The sequence below is a fragment of the Pseudoalteromonas sp. APC 3495 genome (genome assembly GCF_030407645.1).
Classification (GTDB): domain Bacteria; phylum Pseudomonadota; class Gammaproteobacteria; order Enterobacterales; family Alteromonadaceae; genus Pseudoalteromonas; species Pseudoalteromonas tetraodonis.
Map to the genome: position 1 here is coordinate 1 of NZ_JASDDA010000011.1, position 17,247 is coordinate 17,247.

The window sequence follows — 17,247 nt, forward strand, 5'->3', positions numbered from 1 at the left end:
CGAGCGGCCAAAGGGATCAGACTGTAAATCTGACGGCTCAGCCTTCGCTGGTTCGAATCCAGCTCCCTCCACCACTTCTCTACCTTATTTCTTTTTATTCAAATACCCACTGTAAACTCATACCATGATTGTTTAACCAGTTACTTGCTTGTTTATAATCTGAATAAAATAATTCCACACGTTGCCAAAATTGAGCGCTGTGATTTAAATATTTTAAATGTGCTAATTCATGAACAATCACGTAGTCAATGACCCATGTCGGTGCACTTGCCAAGTGTAAGTTGAAGGTTACTTCACGCCTGCGATTACAACTACCCCAGCGACGTTTATACAATTGAATACGAATATTACTCGGTAGCTTTTCACCCATCAGCTGACAATAATCGTTAACTCGCATTTCAATATAACTTTCTAATTTCTCATGCAAAAACTGCTCTAGCAAACTTTGATACATTTGCGTTTGATGCTTTACACGTGAAGAAATACTCAGTAACAGCGTTTGGCTTTCATTGTGCTGCTGCCATTGAGTGCGTGCTGCGTTTTCAAATTGCACATTAACAGCTTCATTAAATAATTTAATACTCTGGGTTTTGAGTGGAAACTGTCGTGTATCGGCTTGAATTTGTTGCTTATGTAACTGAGCATCAATCCAGTTCTGTTTACTTAACAGCCATTCATTAATTTGTGTTTTCGTTACAAAATGGGGCGCATATACCGTAAGCTCACGTTGTGCGACTTTGATAGCCACTGTTTTTCTTTGCTTACTTCGCTTTAAAGTGTAATCCAACAATGAATGCTGCCTATTTATAATTAACCACTGGGTTTTATTTTACCTTGTACCATAACGGCTGATCTATAAATAATCCCCACTAAATGCCATTTTAATAACAATGCATTTAGTGCTACTCAATAAATAGTATGGTTTAGAGCTTAAAACACTTACGTTGCTTTTGTAATTTATAACTCAATACCTTGTGATTATTATTGTATTTTATATTAGACTGAATTTAAGAGTTATTATGTGAATGATTGATGTTAGCTAATTTTTTTATAAACGAACCAGATCCAAGCCTAATTATTAATGGTGTATACGACCCAAGTTTAGTGACACTATCTATACTCACCGCAATTTTTGCAGCTTATTTTTCTTTGCACGTTATCGATTTAGCAAATAATACACATTTTAAATCTTATCGAAAGTTAGCCAATATAACCGCAGCCTTAGTCCTTGCCGGAGGGGTCTGGAGCATGCACTTTATTGCTATGCTCGCATTTTCTTTGTGCACTACAATTGAATACGACCCCACACTCACTTTTGTGTCGTTTATACCGGCGTTACTGGCATGTACCATTGCTTTTTCTTGTTTGAAAACATATAGCTCTCACCCTCGTATTATCAATTTAATTCTAAGCTCTCTTTTATTTGGCGCGGGTGTTGGCACCATGCATTACAGCGGTATGGCAGCGATGCAATTAAGTCCTTTACTTCGTTATGATCCAATATGGTTTGGCGCTTCAATTGTTGTTGCAGTGCTGCTGTCTTTTATAAGTCTCTATGCACGTTTTCATTTACCAGCACACTTTAAAAAATTAACGCCTGTGCATAATCGTATTATTTGCGCCCTTATTCTTGGCCTTGCCGTGGCTGGTATGCATTATATGGGCATGGCTGCTACGCGATTTATTGCAACAAGCCCGATAATTAACGAGCAAACAAACCAATCACATCTAACCTTTATTGCTATTAGTGTGTCGTTCGCCACGCTTTTATTAACAGCGGTGGTTGTGATCATCAATGGCATGATCCGTTACAGAATGCTGTTGGGGAAAAAATCAGCTGAAGAGTCTCGCCTTGATGCTATTTTATCAACTGCCATTGACGGCATCGTTACTATCAATATTAAAGGCACTATTTTGAGCTTTAATAAAGCCGCAGAAACAATTTTTGGCTGGCAAGATAATGAGGTCATTGGCCAGAATGTAAAAATATTAATGGCTGATGATATTGCTAATCAACACGATGCTTTTTTAAAAAATACAACAAACCATGAGGTAAAACGTGTTATTGGTGTTAATCGCGATGTGTGGGCAAAACATAAAAATGGTCATCAATTTCCAATTCGCTTAGGGATTGGTGAAGTAAAGCAATTACAAACTGAAACATTGTTTGTGGGCTTTATTACCGATTTAACTGAGCAAAAAGCATTACAACAAAGCTTAATTGAAAAAGAGCGACAATATCGTACCTTGATGAACAATATGCCCGGTGTTGTATTTCGCTGCTTGTTAGATGAACACTGGAGTATGTTGTTTATAAGCCCAAGCGTCTATGAACTAACGGGTTATCGCGCTGAAGAGTTTACTGAGCAGCGTATTACCTTTGCCGAGCTGATTGTTAAAGAAGATGAAGCGGCTATTTCTTTAGCCATTGATCAAGCGGTTGCATCAACCAATCAATACTCAATTGAATACCGCATTCGCCATCGCAACGGCAATATTATTTGGGTACTGGATCAAGCAAGTATTGTCACAGGCTCTAAAAATGATGCCCGCTGGGTTGATGGCGTTTTGGTTGATATAACCAAACGCTATGAATATGAGCAAAGCTTAAAACAAGCTAAATACGAGGCTGAAGTAGCCGCGCAAGCTAAACAGTCTTTTATGGCAAATATGAGTCATGAGATACGTACCCCCATGAATGCAATTATTGGCTTTAGTGATATTTTGATAGATAGCCCGCTTAATAAAGATCAACAGAAGCAAATAATTACTGTTAATAACGCCGCGCGTTCTTTGTTGCACTTACTTAACGATATCCTCGACTCAGCAAAGTTAGAAAAAGGTAAACTCGAAATTCAAAATGTACATTTTAACTTGCAAGAATTACTCGACAATATTGTGTCGACATTTTGGCTGGATGCAAAACGTAAAGACCTAAAACTCAATTTAAAAATAGCTGACAATGTGAATCCATTTTATTTTGGTGACGATACGCGTTTACGCCAAGTGCTAACCAATTTAATCGGCAATGCGATAAAGTTTACCGAACGAGGCCATGTTACTTTGTCGGTTACTCATAACCCCAATCATCCTATTTTATTTGAAGTACAAGACACAGGTATAGGTATTGAAAAAGATCGTCTTGAGGCTATCTTTAAACCTTTTGAGCAAGCAGACGGCACCACAACTCGCCGATTTGGTGGCACAGGGCTTGGAACAACGATTAGTAAACAGCTGGTTGAGTTAATGGGTGGCCATATATATGCACAAAGTACCCTTGGCCAAGGTAGCTGCTTTTGCTTTACTGTCGCGCTTGAAAAAGGCGAGAAAAGTCAGGTACAGACCATTAGTAAAAACGTATTTAATTTACCAACATTAAAAATCTTAGTGGTCGATGACATTGAACAAAATATTGAGCTACTCACCATTATGCTCTCACAAGCTGGGCATCAGGTAAGAAAGGCTAATAATGGCTTTGAGGCCATTGAAATATTTAATCAACATCGCTTTGATATTATTTTAATGGATATTCATATGCCTAAATGCGATGGGATCAGTGCTACGGCATCAATTCGCTCTTTAGAGCAGCAAAAGCAACTAGAGCAAACCCCAATAATTGCTTTAACGGCCAGTGTGCTACAGCAAGACAAGCTAACAGCCAAACAAGCGGGTATGAATGGATTTACAACTAAACCCGTTGACATAAACCAGCTCAACTACGAAATAGCAAGAGTGCTTGGGCTTGCTATAAGCCAGTTAGAAACTGCAGATCCGATTAACTCAAAACTCCGTATAGATTTAGCTAAAGGTGAGAAAATGTGGGGCAGTAAAGAAAAGCACCTCAAAGAAGTCGCGCTCTTTTTAGCTCAGCATCAAAATAGTATGCAAACCTTAGCGGCCATTAAGCTAAACGATAAACATCATGCTCATATTTTGCATAATTTAAAAGGTCTTGCCGGTAATTTAGCGCTCAATAATTTATCTTACTTAATTACGCAAGCTGAAAAACAACGTGATATAACAAGTTATACTCAGTGCATATTAAAATGTCAGCAAGAGTGGCAGCAGCTAGCAGATGAATTATCACACTTACACATTGCTTTTAAAGAGAATAAATTACAAAAAGTAACCGTGTCAAATGCTGAATTTATTCACCAATTAACGCTTTTACTTAGCCAAGCTAAACGAGCAGAGTTGGACGATACGTTATTAAGTTATATTGAGAAAATAACACCAGAACAGCATAAAAATGCTATTTTAAGCATTTGTGAACAGTTTAATGAATTTGAATTTGATAATGCAAAAATAGAGCTCAATGCATTATTAACCACACTTAATAATTAGCTCTTCTGAGGACGACGATGGCTCAATCTATAAATCAGGCGCGAATATTAATCGTCGATGATGAACCTGCAAATTTAAAAGTAATGCGCGAGGTTTTAGCGAGTAACTACCGTTTGTCGTTCGCTAAATCGGGGCCATTAGCACTGCAATTAATTGAAAACGATCCACCGAACCTCATTTTACTTGATGTTATGATGCCAGATATGAATGGCTTTGAAGTGTGCAAAATTTTAAAAGCTAATCCTAAAACCGCACACATTCCGGTCATTTTTGTCACCGCACTCACGCAAGAACAAGATGAATCGGAAGGGTTTTCGCTAGGTGCGGTTGACTATATAACCAAACCTATTAGCCCTGCGATAGTAAAGGCAAGGGTAAAAACTCATCTTTCTTTAGTACAAGCCGAGCAACTAAAACAAGCACATGTAGATTTAGTTGAGCGATTGGGTCGCGCGGCAGAGTACAAAGATACCGATACGGGTGAACATATTGCTCGAATGAGTCAATACAGCAAGGTACTTGCTTTAGCGCTAGGAATGAATGAACAACACGCTGAGTTATTACGCCAAGCTGCACCAATGCACGATGTCGGAAAAATAGGCATTCCTGATTCAATATTATTAAAACCAGGAAAATTAACTCCAGACGAATTTGCACACATGAAGGAGCATGCTGCTATAGGAGCTAAAATATTGGCCAACTCACCCTCCCCTTTGTTGCAACTTGCCCACGTACTGGCAATTGAACATCATGAGAAATGGGATGGCACAGGCTATCCTAATGGATTGAAAGGCGAAGAAATTTCGATTGAGGGACGGATTGTGGCGATTGCTGATGTATTTGATGCACTCACATCAAAACGTCCTTATAAAGAGCCGTGGAGCATTGAGCAAACAATAGAACATATGCAGCACCAAGCGGGAAAACATTTTGACCCACATCTAGTTGAGCTTTTTATTGGTCAGATAGACGCTGTTCTAGCGATAAAAAAGGCTCATCAAGAACGCGATTAAATCGTCTCTTTTTTGAACAAATATTACTGCACAAAGTTCAACAGGACCTAGCCTCTTTTGGCATTGTGAGAGCCTAACGCTACAGCTGGAAAATGCTGTTTTATAATGCGGTAGTCATGGGAAGTGATCTCATGGCTATTCCCACTGTTATCTTTAAAATACATAGAAAAAGTCACGCCATGATCAGCCAGTATCGTTTTAATTTCAAGCTGCTCAAAATGTGCTAACCACGCTATAAATTGCTCACCGGTTGCAGCAAAAGCGATTCCTTTACTTCGCCCTGGCGCCTCAAATAAAGCTAAACGTGTCGATCCGTTTTCATCTTCAAGCGTTAAAGGGCCTTTGCCTTCTTCATTCCAAAATGCTAATTCCTCTACTACAGTAAAACCAAGCACCTTTTCATACCAATCAACGGCTTGGGTGAGGCTTTGAACATTTAAATGACAATGATCAATACCGCTCAATTTTGGCCTCACTGTCTTACCCTCCAATTTCAGATTTTAACTGCTCTAAAAAGTCATACATATAATCTGTTCTTCTAAGTGCTTCAGCTTTAGCTGAAGGTGTATTCATACTTTTTGCAATATGCAGCAACTTTATAAAAAAATGATCTAAGGTGTACTGTTTATCATCAGGTTCACGCTCTAAACAAAATGGATCATTAGGATTGTATAAAAGTCGGCTTATTGAGCCCCCCACTTTCATACAACGACTAACACCAATAGCCCCTAAAGCATCCATTCTGTCAGCATCTTGTACAATCTGTGCTTCAACGGTTTTAATAGCAATATTGGCGCTAAAACTATGCGCGGCAATAGCATGGTGAATATCATCAAATAGCGCTTCATCATAGCCAATAGACGCTAAAAAACTAATCGCTTTATCGGCAGCCATCGTTGAAGCTTTTGCCCTATCGGGATGGTTTTTTGCTACGGCCACACAATCATGTAACCACGCAGCAGGTAAAACAACATTCATATTGGCTTTTTCAGCAGTGCATAATTTAACTGCGACACGGACAACGCGTTCAATATGAGTGATATCATGGGCTACATCAGCATGGATAAGCGCTGTTATAAATTCTCTGCATTGCTGATCAAGTTGCTTTAATGAAGGGCTAAGGGCTAAATTGTTCACCGAGCTTCCAAAAATCTATTTAAACGAGGTTATATCCCCTACTTTAACGCGATTTATAAGGCCCTTGCAAAACATTCATTGTATGTTGCGCGTGGCTTGACTAAAATACAGCGCTTATTTATTACTACAGAGAAGCCCTATGTCATCTGCCGTTTACCTGCAAGCTGGTCGCGATAAATCATTAAAAAGAAAACACCCTTGGTTATTTTCTAAAGCCATCAAAAAAATTAAAGGTAAACCTGGATTAGGTGACACGGTAACCATACACGACAGTGAAGGTAAGTTTTTAGCCACCGCGGCTTACAGCCCGCATTCACAAATTCGCGCGCGCGTATGGAGCTTTGATGAAAAAGAAGTCATAGATCAACATTTTTTCGAGCGTCGCCTACGTCGTGCTTTAGAAGCTCGCAGTCATGCGATTGAAGAAGGTGGACTGACCGGTTTTAGGCTTTGCGCCGCTGAATCAGATTATTTACCGGGTGTTACCATAGATAAATTTGATAACACCTTGGTTTGTCAGTTACTCAGTGCCGGTGCTGAGCGCCACAAAGGTGAAATTGTTGGCGCATTAATGGCTATTTTCCCAGGCTCAAATATTTATGAGCGCTCAGATGTAGATGTGCGCACTAAAGAAGGCTTGGAGCCAATTAAAGGAGTGCTTTGGGGTAATGAACCCACAGCGCCAGTTATCATTGAAGAAAATGGTTTAAAAATTGAAGTTGATATTCTTGAAGGCCATAAAACCGGCTTTTATTTAGATCAACGTGATAGCCGTGCTGCGCTGGAGCGTTTTTCAAAAGATAAAACCGTATTAAATTGCTTTAGTTATACGGGGACGTTTTCTCTTTATGCCCTGCGTGGTGGCTGTAAGCATGTAACCAATGTCGATGTTTCACAACCAGCTCTTGATACAGCAAAGCGCAATGTTGAACATAACAACCTTGATTTAAATAAAGTCGACTTTGTAAAACAAGATGTATTTAAGTTATTGCGCCAATACCGTGAAGACGGCGTGATGTTTGATACGATTGTGATGGATCCGCCTAAATTTGCTGATAATAAAGCGCAGTTAACTGGGGCGTGTCGGGGTTACAAAGATATTAATATGATTGCGATGCAAATATTAAAACCAGGCGGCACACTGCTTACTTTCTCATGCTCTGGTTTAATGGAACAAAATTTGTTTCAAAAAGTGGTTGCAGATGCAGCACTTGATGCAGGTAAAGATTTACTGATCATGGAGCGCTTAAATCAAGCAGCTGACCACCCTATTGCGGGCAGCTACCCTGAAGGCTTTTATCTTAAAGGCCTTATTTGTAAGGTTTACTAAACACTAATTTTAGTTAAACTCAATAATTTCTAGCCCTGCGGTTATCGTGCCATCCTCTTCTGTGCTGGCACGTATCACCTTTGCAGTGGCTTTTAACGGTGCAATGCTTGGATGGGTTGATGCAATATCAACCGATAAAATTGAGTTAAGCTCTAATAAATCATCGAGCTGCAAGGAGAGCCCTGTTGCACTTAAGTCAAGGCAGGTGCCTGTGTAACTTAGTCCTGCGACGGGCTCAATCGAGGTTAACTTAGCGGGTGTGTTAACCTGCATACGTCTGTAGTTTCGCTTATCTTCAGTAAACATAATTCCCTCTACACAATATTATTAATTTTTTCTCGTAGTACGGCGATAGAAAAAGGTTTTACAACGTAAGCATCACACCCTGAGTCAAAGCCTGCTTGTTGCTCAAGCTCTGACTCAAGTCCTGATATCATCACCACCGGAATGTGTTTTGTCTCTGGCGTATGTTTAAGTAGGCGACAGGTATCATAACCATCAAGCCCCGGCATACATACATCAAGCAAAATAATATCAGGCGGATTAGCAATGGCAGATGCTAAACAACTTTTACCAGAATCAGCATAGCTTAAATCAAATGTTGATGCTAACCCTGCTTTGAGTATTTCAAAATTGAAATACTCATCATCAACCACTAACAATTGTCGCGCTTGGTGTTTTAGTAATGAGGACATAGCAATGTCATTTCCTTCTCAAGTTAGTCCCTTAGGGTCTGTTGACCGTTCAAGGTTGAATTTGCAGTAGCCTGTTTGGTATTTAGGCAAGGCAGAGCCTATGTGGTGTGGTTTTTACTTAGCCCACTAGGTTACAAACCTCGCGCCGCGATTAAACCGCCCTTAGTTTGAACGAATTTTAATCCAAAAAGGTCAACAGACCCTAGCTTAATAGCGAATAAAGGGATTATTCAATTTCTTTTATCGCATTTAACACACGTTTTGTTGAAATTGGATAAGGTGTACCTAAGGTTTGCGCAAATAAGGATACGCGTAATTCTTGCTGCATCCAAAAAATAGCCTCAACATCATCAGGCAATGGCATTCCTTTAGGGGTTTTATTCGTCAGTTTTTTATATTCTTGCGCCACTTTTTCAAGCTCTAGTACACATAATCTATCACGATTTGGGTCAACGGGTAGCTTTTCTAGTCGTTTTTGAATCGCTTTTAAGTAACGAATTAAATCGCCGAGCTTATCCGCCCCATGCTGGCTCACAAAACCTTTAAAAATAAGCGATTCTAACTGAGATTTAATATCGCCATGGGCAGTGATCATGGTTAAATCTACTCGCCCTTTCATTTTTTTATGCAGCGCATGAGCAATACTCAGTACTTGCTCTACTTGGGTTGCAATTGCTACTACGGTGTCGCCTAATTCGCCGCGAATATGCTCTTTAACCGTTTCAAATGCATCACTTGTACGAATATCACCATATTTAACTAATAGGCTATCAACACCCGATGCAATGCAGTCATCTATTAAATCGGCAATTTTACCAAAAGGATTAAAGTACAACCCTAGCTTAGCCTTGTTTGGTAAATTTTGCTGCAGGTATTTAATGGGTGATGGCACGTTTAATAACACTAAACGACGCAACCCCTGCTGGTGCGCTAATTGCGCTTTAATTTCGTTATCGAATAACTCCACTGCCGCCGTTGATTTTTTATCCACCAGCGCAGGGTACGCTTTAATTTCGTACTGACCTTGCTTTTTCACATAGGATGTTGGTAACTCTCCAAAATCCCACTGTGTTAAATCGGTTTTTTCTATGCCTTTGTCGGCGACTTTAGATAAGGTGTCGGAGACCTTGCCTTGTAGCTGCGCTTTAAGTTTAGCTAAATCGAGTCCACGTGCCAGTAGCTTGTCGTGTTCATCGCGCACTTCAAATTGTAGCCTTAAATGCGGAGCAAGCGCAGTTAAATCCCACGCCTCAGGGTCTACACGGACGCCGGTCATACGCAGTAATCGATTGCTTAGCGAGTCGATTAACGAGCCTTGTAATGGCTCTATAGCCGCTAACACCGCATCGGCATAATTGGGCGCAGGGACAAAGTTACGACGCAATGACTTTGGTAATGACTTAATTAACCCACAAATTAACTCATGACGAAATGCCGGTATATGCCAATCAAAGCCACTTTCTTGCACTTGGTTTAACAGTGCAACGGGTATTTGTACGGCAACGCCATCAACCGCTTGGCCTGGATCAAAATGATAAGTAAGCGGCAACATTAAGTTATCTTGTTGCCATGTATCTGGATAGTCAAATTCGGTAATGCTACTTGCACCATGCTGCATGAGCTCTTCACGCGTCATGTGCAGATAGCGTTTGTCTTGCTGTTTTTGTGTTTTATACCACTTAATAAACGCAGCACGATTGTTAATATCGCTGGGTATTTTCTTCTCGTAAAACTCAAACAAGGTTTGCTCATCAACTAAAATATCGCGCCTACGAGATTTGTTCTCGAGCACTTGAATATCTTCAATTAATTCGCGGTTATACGCTAAAAATGCTTCATTGAGTCCCAGCTCTTGTTCAACCAGCGCTGTGCGAATAAATAACTCTCGGCTTACTTTAGGGTCAATATTGCTGTACACACAGCGGCGTTTATTAACAATTAATAAGCCATACAAAGTTTGCTGCTCAAAGGCAATCACTGCACCGGGCTTTTTCTCCCAATGAGGCTCTGTGTAGCTGCGTTTTACTAAATGCTGAGCAAACGGTTCTACCCAGTTCACATCTATTTTGGCATTAATACGGGCATAGAGTTTACTGGTTTCTACCAATTCAGCCGACATCATCCACTTGGGGCTCTTTTTAAACAAGCCTGATCCTGGAAAAATATGAAATTGGCTATTACGTGCGCCTTTATACAGCTGCTTTTCGTCTTTAAAACCGATATGACTGAGCATGCCACTTAACAGTGCTTTGTGAATAAGCTCGCTGTCTGCAACATTAGTGGTGGCTTTCATTTTCATTTCATTGCACACAGTGCTGATTTGATAAACGATGTCTTGCCATTCACGAATACGCATATAGGCTAAAAAGTCTTTTTGACATAGCTTTCTAAACTGGCTATTGGTCAGCTCACTTTGCTGCTCTTCGAGGTAATTCCACAAGTTTAAAAAGGCGATAAAGTCAGAGTCTGGATCGTCAAAGCGACCGTGTTTTTCATTCGCGGCTTGACGTTTTTCTTGTGGTCGCTCGCGGGGGTCTTGAATTGAAAGCGCGGCAACAATAACGATCACCTCACGCAATGCACCCAGTTTATGTGCAGTTAGCACCATTTTTGCTAAACGCGGATCAACCGGCAAACGACTTAGCTCTCGCCCAGATTGTGTTAGGCTGGTTTTTTGATGACGCTTAGCCGCTTTTACCGCTTCTAACTCTTCAAGCAATGTTAAACCATCATTAATATTTCGGCTATCTGGAGCTTGCACAAAAGGAAATTGCGCCATATCACCCAGCCCTAATGCCAGCATTTGTAAAATAACTGACGCTAAGTTAGTACGCAATATTTCAGGGTCGGTAAATTCAGGACGTGATAAAAAATCGTCCTCTGAATACAAGCGAATACAAATACCCGCTTCAACACGTCCACAACGCCCCATTCGCTGATTAGCACTGGCTTGCGAAATAGGCTCTATAGGTAAGCGTTGAACCTTTGTACGGTAACTGTAACGACTAATACGCGCCGTACCCGGGTCAATAACATAACGAATACCTGGCACCGTTAGCGATGTTTCAGCCACGTTGGTTGAGAGAATAATGTGGCGGCGCGAATGCGGCGCAAAAATACGATTTTGCTCAGCGTTCGATAGCCTTGAATACAAAGGTAATATATCGGTGTGTTTTAAATTACGCTTACTTAGCGCATCTGCGGTATCGCGTATTTCTCGCTCACCGTTTAAAAAGATCAGAATATCACCGGGGCCTTCAGCGCAAAGTTCATCGACCGCATCAAAAATCCCCTGTAACTGGTCGCCTTCGGCTTCCATGTCTTCTTTTTGGATATCACTGATGGGGTTATAGCGTACATCCACAGGGAATGTCCGGCCTGATACTTCAATAATTGGCGCATCATCAAAGTGCTTAGAAAAACGTTCTGGATCAATGGTCGCTGAGGTAATAATAACTTTTAAGTCAGGACGTTTAGGAAGTAAATTTTTAAGGTAACCTAAAATAAAATCAATGTTTAAACTGCGCTCATGCGCCTCATCAATAATAATGGTGTCGTATTGATTCAAAAAACGGTCTTGTTGTATTTCAGCTAATAAAATACCGTCGGTCATCAGTTTTATATAACTGTTATTAGAAACCTGATCGCTAAAGCGAATTTTAAAACCCACTTGCTGACCAAGCTCGCATTGCATTTCTTCTGCAATACGATTGGCAACGCTACGTGCAGCTAAACGTCTAGGTTGAGTATGGCCTATATACCCATCAACCCCACGTCCTAACTCTAAACACATTTTAGGAATTTGTGTGGTTTTACCTGAGCCGGTTTCACCAGCAATAATCACCACTTGATTATTAGCAATGGCCTCTTTAATGGTGTCTTTTTTTTGACTGACCGGTAATTGCTCAGGATAAGTAACTTTAGGTAGCCCAGCTAAACGCTGCTCGCGAAGCGATTGACTGCGACTGATATCAGCCGTAATTTTTTCAAGCGCACTGGTAAGTTTTGCCTCGTCGGTAATTTTTTTTACGCCATGAAGGCGCTTTTTAAAACTGAATTGATCTTTTTTTAAGCACGTTTTTAGCTCGCCAAACAACTGACCTAGGTTTACCACCTGCATACCTTATAAAAATTAGTCAAAGAGCCCCGATTGTAGCAAATTAAATGGCTGGGGTTAATCCTGTAAAGGACATAACAATCAGCAGATTATTATATAAACCTCCAGCCACTAAAGAAAAACGCTTATTCGTCGCTAAAAATACCTACATAAGTCGCTTGCGTATTCGATTTACTCGCACGGTACATGCCTGTGGTGTTAAACGGCAGGCTAATATTGCCTTTTGTATCAACAATAATAACACCGCCTGTGCCGCCAATCGGTTTAAGCACCCCATTTATTACTTCATCCCCAGCTTGAGCAATGGTTTTACCTTGATATTTTACTCGTGCGCAAATATCGCTTGCCACATTATAACGAATAAAATATTCGCCATGGCCGGTTGCCGATACCGCACACGAGGCGTTTTCTGCAAAGGTACCCGCGCCAATAACTGGTGCATCACCAATACGGCCAAAACGTTTTGCGGTCATTCCGCCAGTTGACGTACCCGCGGCTAAATTACCTTGTTTATCCAGTGCCACCGCACCCACAGTCCCCATTTTATAATTAGCGGGTAACGCCTTGTGCGCTGCTTGATAATCTTTATTGGTGCTTTTGCTCGCCTCTAGTTTTTCCTTTGCTTTTAATAAAGCTTCATAGCGATGCTTTGTATCAAATATATTATTCTCTACTAAGCTAACGCCTTGCTCTTTAGCAAACTCTTCTGCACCTTGGCCACTTAGCATCACATGCACCGATTTTTCCATCACTAAACGGGCAAGTTTAATTGGACTTTCTATGTGCTTAATGCCCGAAACTGCTCCAGCTTGGCGGTTACGACCATCCATAATAGAGGCATCTAACTCATGGCTACCATCATAGGTGTATACCGCGCCGCGTCCGGCGTTAAAATAAGGCGATTGCTCTAACACTTCAATGGCTGCTGTGACTGCATCAAGGCTTTCTCCGCCTTGTTCAAGTACCTTATACCCGGCCTCAACAGCTTGAGCTAATTTATCGCGGTAAGCTTGCTCTTGATCAGCCGTAAATTTACTTTTTTCGATTGTGCCCGCCCCGCCATGAATCGCAATAGCAAACGGCGTGCTCGCACTCAATGCAGATGAGCTCACACTCATTAAACTACCGCAAAGCAGTCCTAGTAATAGTGATTTTTTCATTGTGCGTTCTTTTGTTAGTTAATATTAAAACTAATGTGAATGGTTACGTGGGGTTTTTCAAGTGAACTGAGTTTAATGGCATAAAAAAAGCGCCCTGAGGCGCTTTTTAAATTCTGTTTAAAAATTACGCTTGTTGCGCTTTTAAACGTGCTAAACGTGCTACTTGGTGAGTAGACGTTAAGAAAGAATAGATAGGTGCTAAATAACCGCGTTTACGAAGCTCTAGAAAGTCTGCATCGCTTAGCTCATTTAGTTTTTTCTCATCGATAAGGTAAATACCGTTGATGTCTTTTTTCTCGCCTTTAATATCAACCGTTAGCGTTTGTGCTACTAGTAATTCTTTATCAGCAAGGAATTTAGTGAACGCATCAGTGACTTGTGAAAACTCAATGAACGATACTAACGCTTCTTTACGATGCTTAAGGTAATCAGTTTCTTCACCGTTTTCGAATAATGCATTACCCTCTTCTTCACCAACTAATGAGCTCGCTTCGTCAATTACAATACCAAATTGATCTTGCTCAGGGTGCTTTACTAAACCTAATGGGTAACGCGTTGTTGCCATAGGTGCAAACGCAGCTGTCCATTTGTCGCCATCAACAAATAAGTTTTCACCTGGCTCTAGGCCAAACATAGCAACCGCTTGAAAAGTACCTGTTTCGTTATTTTTAACAAAAGACATTGGAAACTCATTGGCGATACGCGCAAACTCGTGTGCTACAACTGGCACTAAGTGTTGAGTTTTCATAAATTCGATATTGATGCCATTTTTAATTTTAGTGTTGGCATGTTTTTCGTTGTGTAAAGGCTGTACTTGTTGCTCCGCCATGTTACTGCTCCGTTATTTATTAATTTGATTTATTACTGTTAGTGGCCTAAGGCTAATGGTTTTGGTGACAAAAAGGAAGTGAAAATTTTGTGTCATTTTGTACGTTAATAATTAACAAAAACATTATCGCTGATTATTTCAACAAATAACCAATAAAAGCCACTGAAGAAGAAATTCGTAAACACAATTAGCTCAAAAAGCGCCCTTTGACAACGCTGTCTTCGGTGGTATATTACTTTTGTGCCTAAATAAAAAGTTCTCACTTAAATAAGCCCATCAAAAATAGACATTAAATAATGAAAAATTTAACTGTAAACCCAAACTTAGTAATTAAAAAGGTGATGATCCCAGGCACTAAACTATCAGCCTTCGTTGTAGATGATTTTCTTTTAGATACCAAGAGTGTATTGAATTTTGCTCACAACATAGCCTACTTTAACCCTATGTTTTCAGACAACTCCTTCTACCCTGGTATTCGCGACAATATGCCGCAACCTTATTTAAGGGTTTTACATGCATTTTTTCAAAATGAAATACTGCCTAAAATAGACAATAAAGATTATCAGCAGTCTGTTCTACATAAAAGTTTACTTTCATTAGTTTCATGCAAACCTGCGAATTTAATTGTTGATCAAAAAGTACCGCATATTGATTCTTGTGATGAGAGAGATTACGCATTTGTACATTACTTATCGCCAGAGGAGCTTGGTGGAACAAGTATTTATAAGTATATACCTCAAAACATTATTGAATTTAAACAACAGCACAAACCACTGCTCGCAGATATAGTTAATGATGTTAAAAAAGCCCCTAATGAGCATCAAGGCTATTTAGCTGGCAGCACAAGTTTATTTGAACAGGTTTTTAAAGTTGATGCTAAATTTAACCGCCTTGTTATTTACCAAGGTAACTTATTACACAGTGCCAATATTTATTCTGAACAAAGCTGCTTAGCGGATGCTAAAAAAGGCCGTCTTTCGATAGCCTCTTTCGCAAGTGTGAGATGAGCTGTTTGAATATACCGCTTACGCCTTTCACAAATCATTAGATTGACTGCAGTCCATATTGTTTAATTTTATCTAAAAGCGCTCTGTGATTGGGTAGCTTATTTATTAAGTATTGATCTATCTCAGCTCGTTGTTGTAAACGTACTAAACAGTGTTCATGTTCTGCACTGGTACAAGGCGGTGCCTTAGTGTTGAAATGCATTCCATAAAGTACAAATAAAAAGTTTTCTAAGTAAAACACTTCAAACTGGCTGAAAAAGTCATCTCTAACCGGAATGAACTCTTCCCACAAACTAAGCTTTTCTTTTAATGACTCAGAAATAGTGTCATCACTTTTATTGGCCACCCAAAAAGCTGAATCTGTTCTATCTGAAATACAGTAGTGCAATTTAATAAAATCAATAGTACGTTCCCACGCATACCCCATAGCGTGATTAAACCGCGTTTCTAACTGTTCAAGCTGCTCAGTTGATGATGGGAAGCGCAACGTTAAAAATTTAGCTGAAAAGTCAGTTAATAATATTGACGTTGCCTCTAATGGTTCTAAAAAGCCTTGCGCTAAGCCAAGTACAATACAATTTTTATGCCAAAACTTTTTCCGGTAACCGACCCGCATTGGTATTTTTCTGTAGGTAAGATCTTGCTTACTGTCACCTAAATAACGGTCAAGTTTTTCATGTGCCTGTTCATCCGTCATATGCTTATCTGAATAAACAAAACCGACTCCACGCCTATTGGTGAGCGCTATATCCCAAATCCAGCCAGCTTGATGAGCGGTGGCAAGTGTGTAAGGAGGAATAGCATCATCGGCTTTGGTTGGTACTTGCACCACTAATGCGCTGTTAATTAATAAACTCTCAGATACATCAACAAAAGGAATCTTTAACGCTTTACTCATAAGTAAAGATTCAAAGCCTGAGCAGTCAATATAAAAATCAAACTCAAGCTCTTCATTGTTATCTGTAATAAGTGCAGCAATAGCGCCGTCATCGCCAAGCTTTACCTGTGTAACATGGGTGTGTATATGCTCTACAGAAAACTTTTCTTTTGCATTACAAGCGAGTAGCTGTGCAAACTTGCCTGCATTAAAATGATACGCGTAAGCCAACTCCCCTTCATATTGAGCATTAGTGATATTTTTAGGTGCTAAGCCTGCCTCACAAATAACATGCTGAGAAGATAAGCCCTGCGCATAACTTTGACTTTTCTCTTTGTTATTTAACCAATAAGAAGTTAAATGCTTGGCATCATAAGAGCTTGGCACATCAAATAAATGATGAAAAAAGTTGCCTTCGCCATGTTTTTTCTTATCCATCCAGTTAATAAACTTTATTGACTGCTTGAACGTTGCATCACATTGCCTAATAAATTCATCTTCACGAATACCAAAGCTTTTTAGGGTATTCCTTATATCGGGGACTGTGCCTTCACCGACACCAATTGGCGGTATATCTGGGGACTCTATTAAAGTAACAGATATACCTTTACGATTGAGCATCTCTTTGCCAATGTGGTTTGCAGCTAACCAACCGGCTGTTCCACCACCTACAATTGCAACTTTTTTTATATCCATAAATCACCAATAAAGTTTAACCTTGTAAAAAAGCCCAGCAAT

The 17,247-nt window shown here is 40.0% G+C and carries 13 protein-coding genes; 4 read left to right on the forward strand and 9 right to left on the reverse strand.

Going from position 1 to position 17,247, the window contains the following annotated elements:
* Positions 1-94 precede the first annotated feature (94 nt).
* Positions 95-787, reverse strand: coding sequence for a SprT family zinc-dependent metalloprotease (locus QL984_RS06520; RefSeq protein WP_036954315.1), 693 nt, complete (start codon positions 785-787; stop codon positions 95-97).
* 245 nt (positions 788-1,032) lie between these two features.
* On the opposite strand from QL984_RS06520, the gene QL984_RS06525 reads away from it, so the two are divergent.
* Entirely contained in the window at positions 1,033-4,344 is a 3,312-nt protein-coding gene (locus QL984_RS06525; RefSeq protein ID WP_036954312.1) for a PAS domain S-box protein, read from the forward strand.
* A gap of 17 nt (positions 4,345-4,361) precedes the next feature.
* Entirely contained in the window at positions 4,362-5,357 is a 996-nt protein-coding gene (locus QL984_RS06530) for a two-component system response regulator (RefSeq protein WP_036954309.1), read from the forward strand.
* A 47-nt stretch (positions 5,358-5,404) separates the two neighbouring features.
* On the opposite strand, the gene QL984_RS06535 is transcribed toward QL984_RS06530, so the two are convergent.
* Entirely contained in the window at positions 5,405-5,833 is a 429-nt protein-coding gene (locus QL984_RS06535; RefSeq protein WP_232311316.1) for a VOC family protein, read from the reverse strand.
* A gap of 4 nt (positions 5,834-5,837) precedes the next feature.
* On the reverse strand, positions 5,838-6,494 hold the full coding sequence (locus QL984_RS06540; protein WP_028835036.1) for an HD domain-containing protein: 657 nt from the start codon (positions 6,492-6,494) through the stop codon (positions 5,838-5,840).
* 139 nt (positions 6,495-6,633) lie between these two features.
* On the opposite strand from QL984_RS06540, the gene QL984_RS06545 reads away from it, so the two are divergent.
* Complete coding sequence (locus tag QL984_RS06545; RefSeq protein ID WP_013465236.1) at positions 6,634-7,824, forward strand: class I SAM-dependent methyltransferase; 1,191 nt, start codon at positions 6,634-6,636, stop codon at positions 7,822-7,824.
* Positions 7,825-7,833: 9 nt separating this feature from the next.
* Here QL984_RS06545 and QL984_RS06550 read toward each other — a convergent pair whose 3' ends face one another.
* The 5 genes from QL984_RS06550 to QL984_RS06570 form a co-directional block, all read right to left on the reverse strand.
* A complete protein-coding gene (locus QL984_RS06550; RefSeq protein ID WP_013465237.1) occupies positions 7,834-8,130 on the reverse strand; it encodes a PilZ domain-containing protein in 297 nt (98 codons plus the stop codon).
* 8 nt (positions 8,131-8,138) lie between these two features.
* On the reverse strand, positions 8,139-8,519 hold the full coding sequence (locus tag QL984_RS06555; protein WP_036954303.1) for a response regulator: 381 nt from the start codon (positions 8,517-8,519) through the stop codon (positions 8,139-8,141).
* A gap of 226 nt (positions 8,520-8,745) precedes the next feature.
* Positions 8,746-12,633, reverse strand: a complete 3,888-nt coding sequence (gene hrpA / locus QL984_RS06560; protein WP_171046525.1) for an ATP-dependent RNA helicase HrpA — start codon at positions 12,631-12,633, stop codon at positions 8,746-8,748.
* A gap of 128 nt (positions 12,634-12,761) precedes the next feature.
* Positions 12,762-13,796, reverse strand: coding sequence for an isoaspartyl peptidase/L-asparaginase (locus QL984_RS06565; RefSeq protein ID WP_036954298.1), 1,035 nt, complete (start codon positions 13,794-13,796; stop codon positions 12,762-12,764).
* 124 nt (positions 13,797-13,920) lie between these two features.
* Entirely contained in the window at positions 13,921-14,625 is a 705-nt protein-coding gene (locus tag QL984_RS06570; protein WP_138764060.1) for a SapC family protein, read from the reverse strand.
* 296 nt (positions 14,626-14,921) lie between these two features.
* On the opposite strand from QL984_RS06570, the gene QL984_RS06575 reads away from it, so the two are divergent.
* Complete coding sequence (locus QL984_RS06575; protein WP_036954296.1) at positions 14,922-15,632, forward strand: DUF6445 family protein; 711 nt, start codon at positions 14,922-14,924, stop codon at positions 15,630-15,632.
* A 37-nt stretch (positions 15,633-15,669) separates the two neighbouring features.
* Here the strand turns inward: QL984_RS06575 and QL984_RS06580 are convergent, their stop codons facing one another.
* Positions 15,670-17,205, reverse strand: coding sequence for a tryptophan halogenase family protein (locus QL984_RS06580; protein ID WP_036954294.1), 1,536 nt, complete (start codon positions 17,203-17,205; stop codon positions 15,670-15,672).
* Positions 17,206-17,247 lie beyond the last annotated feature (42 nt).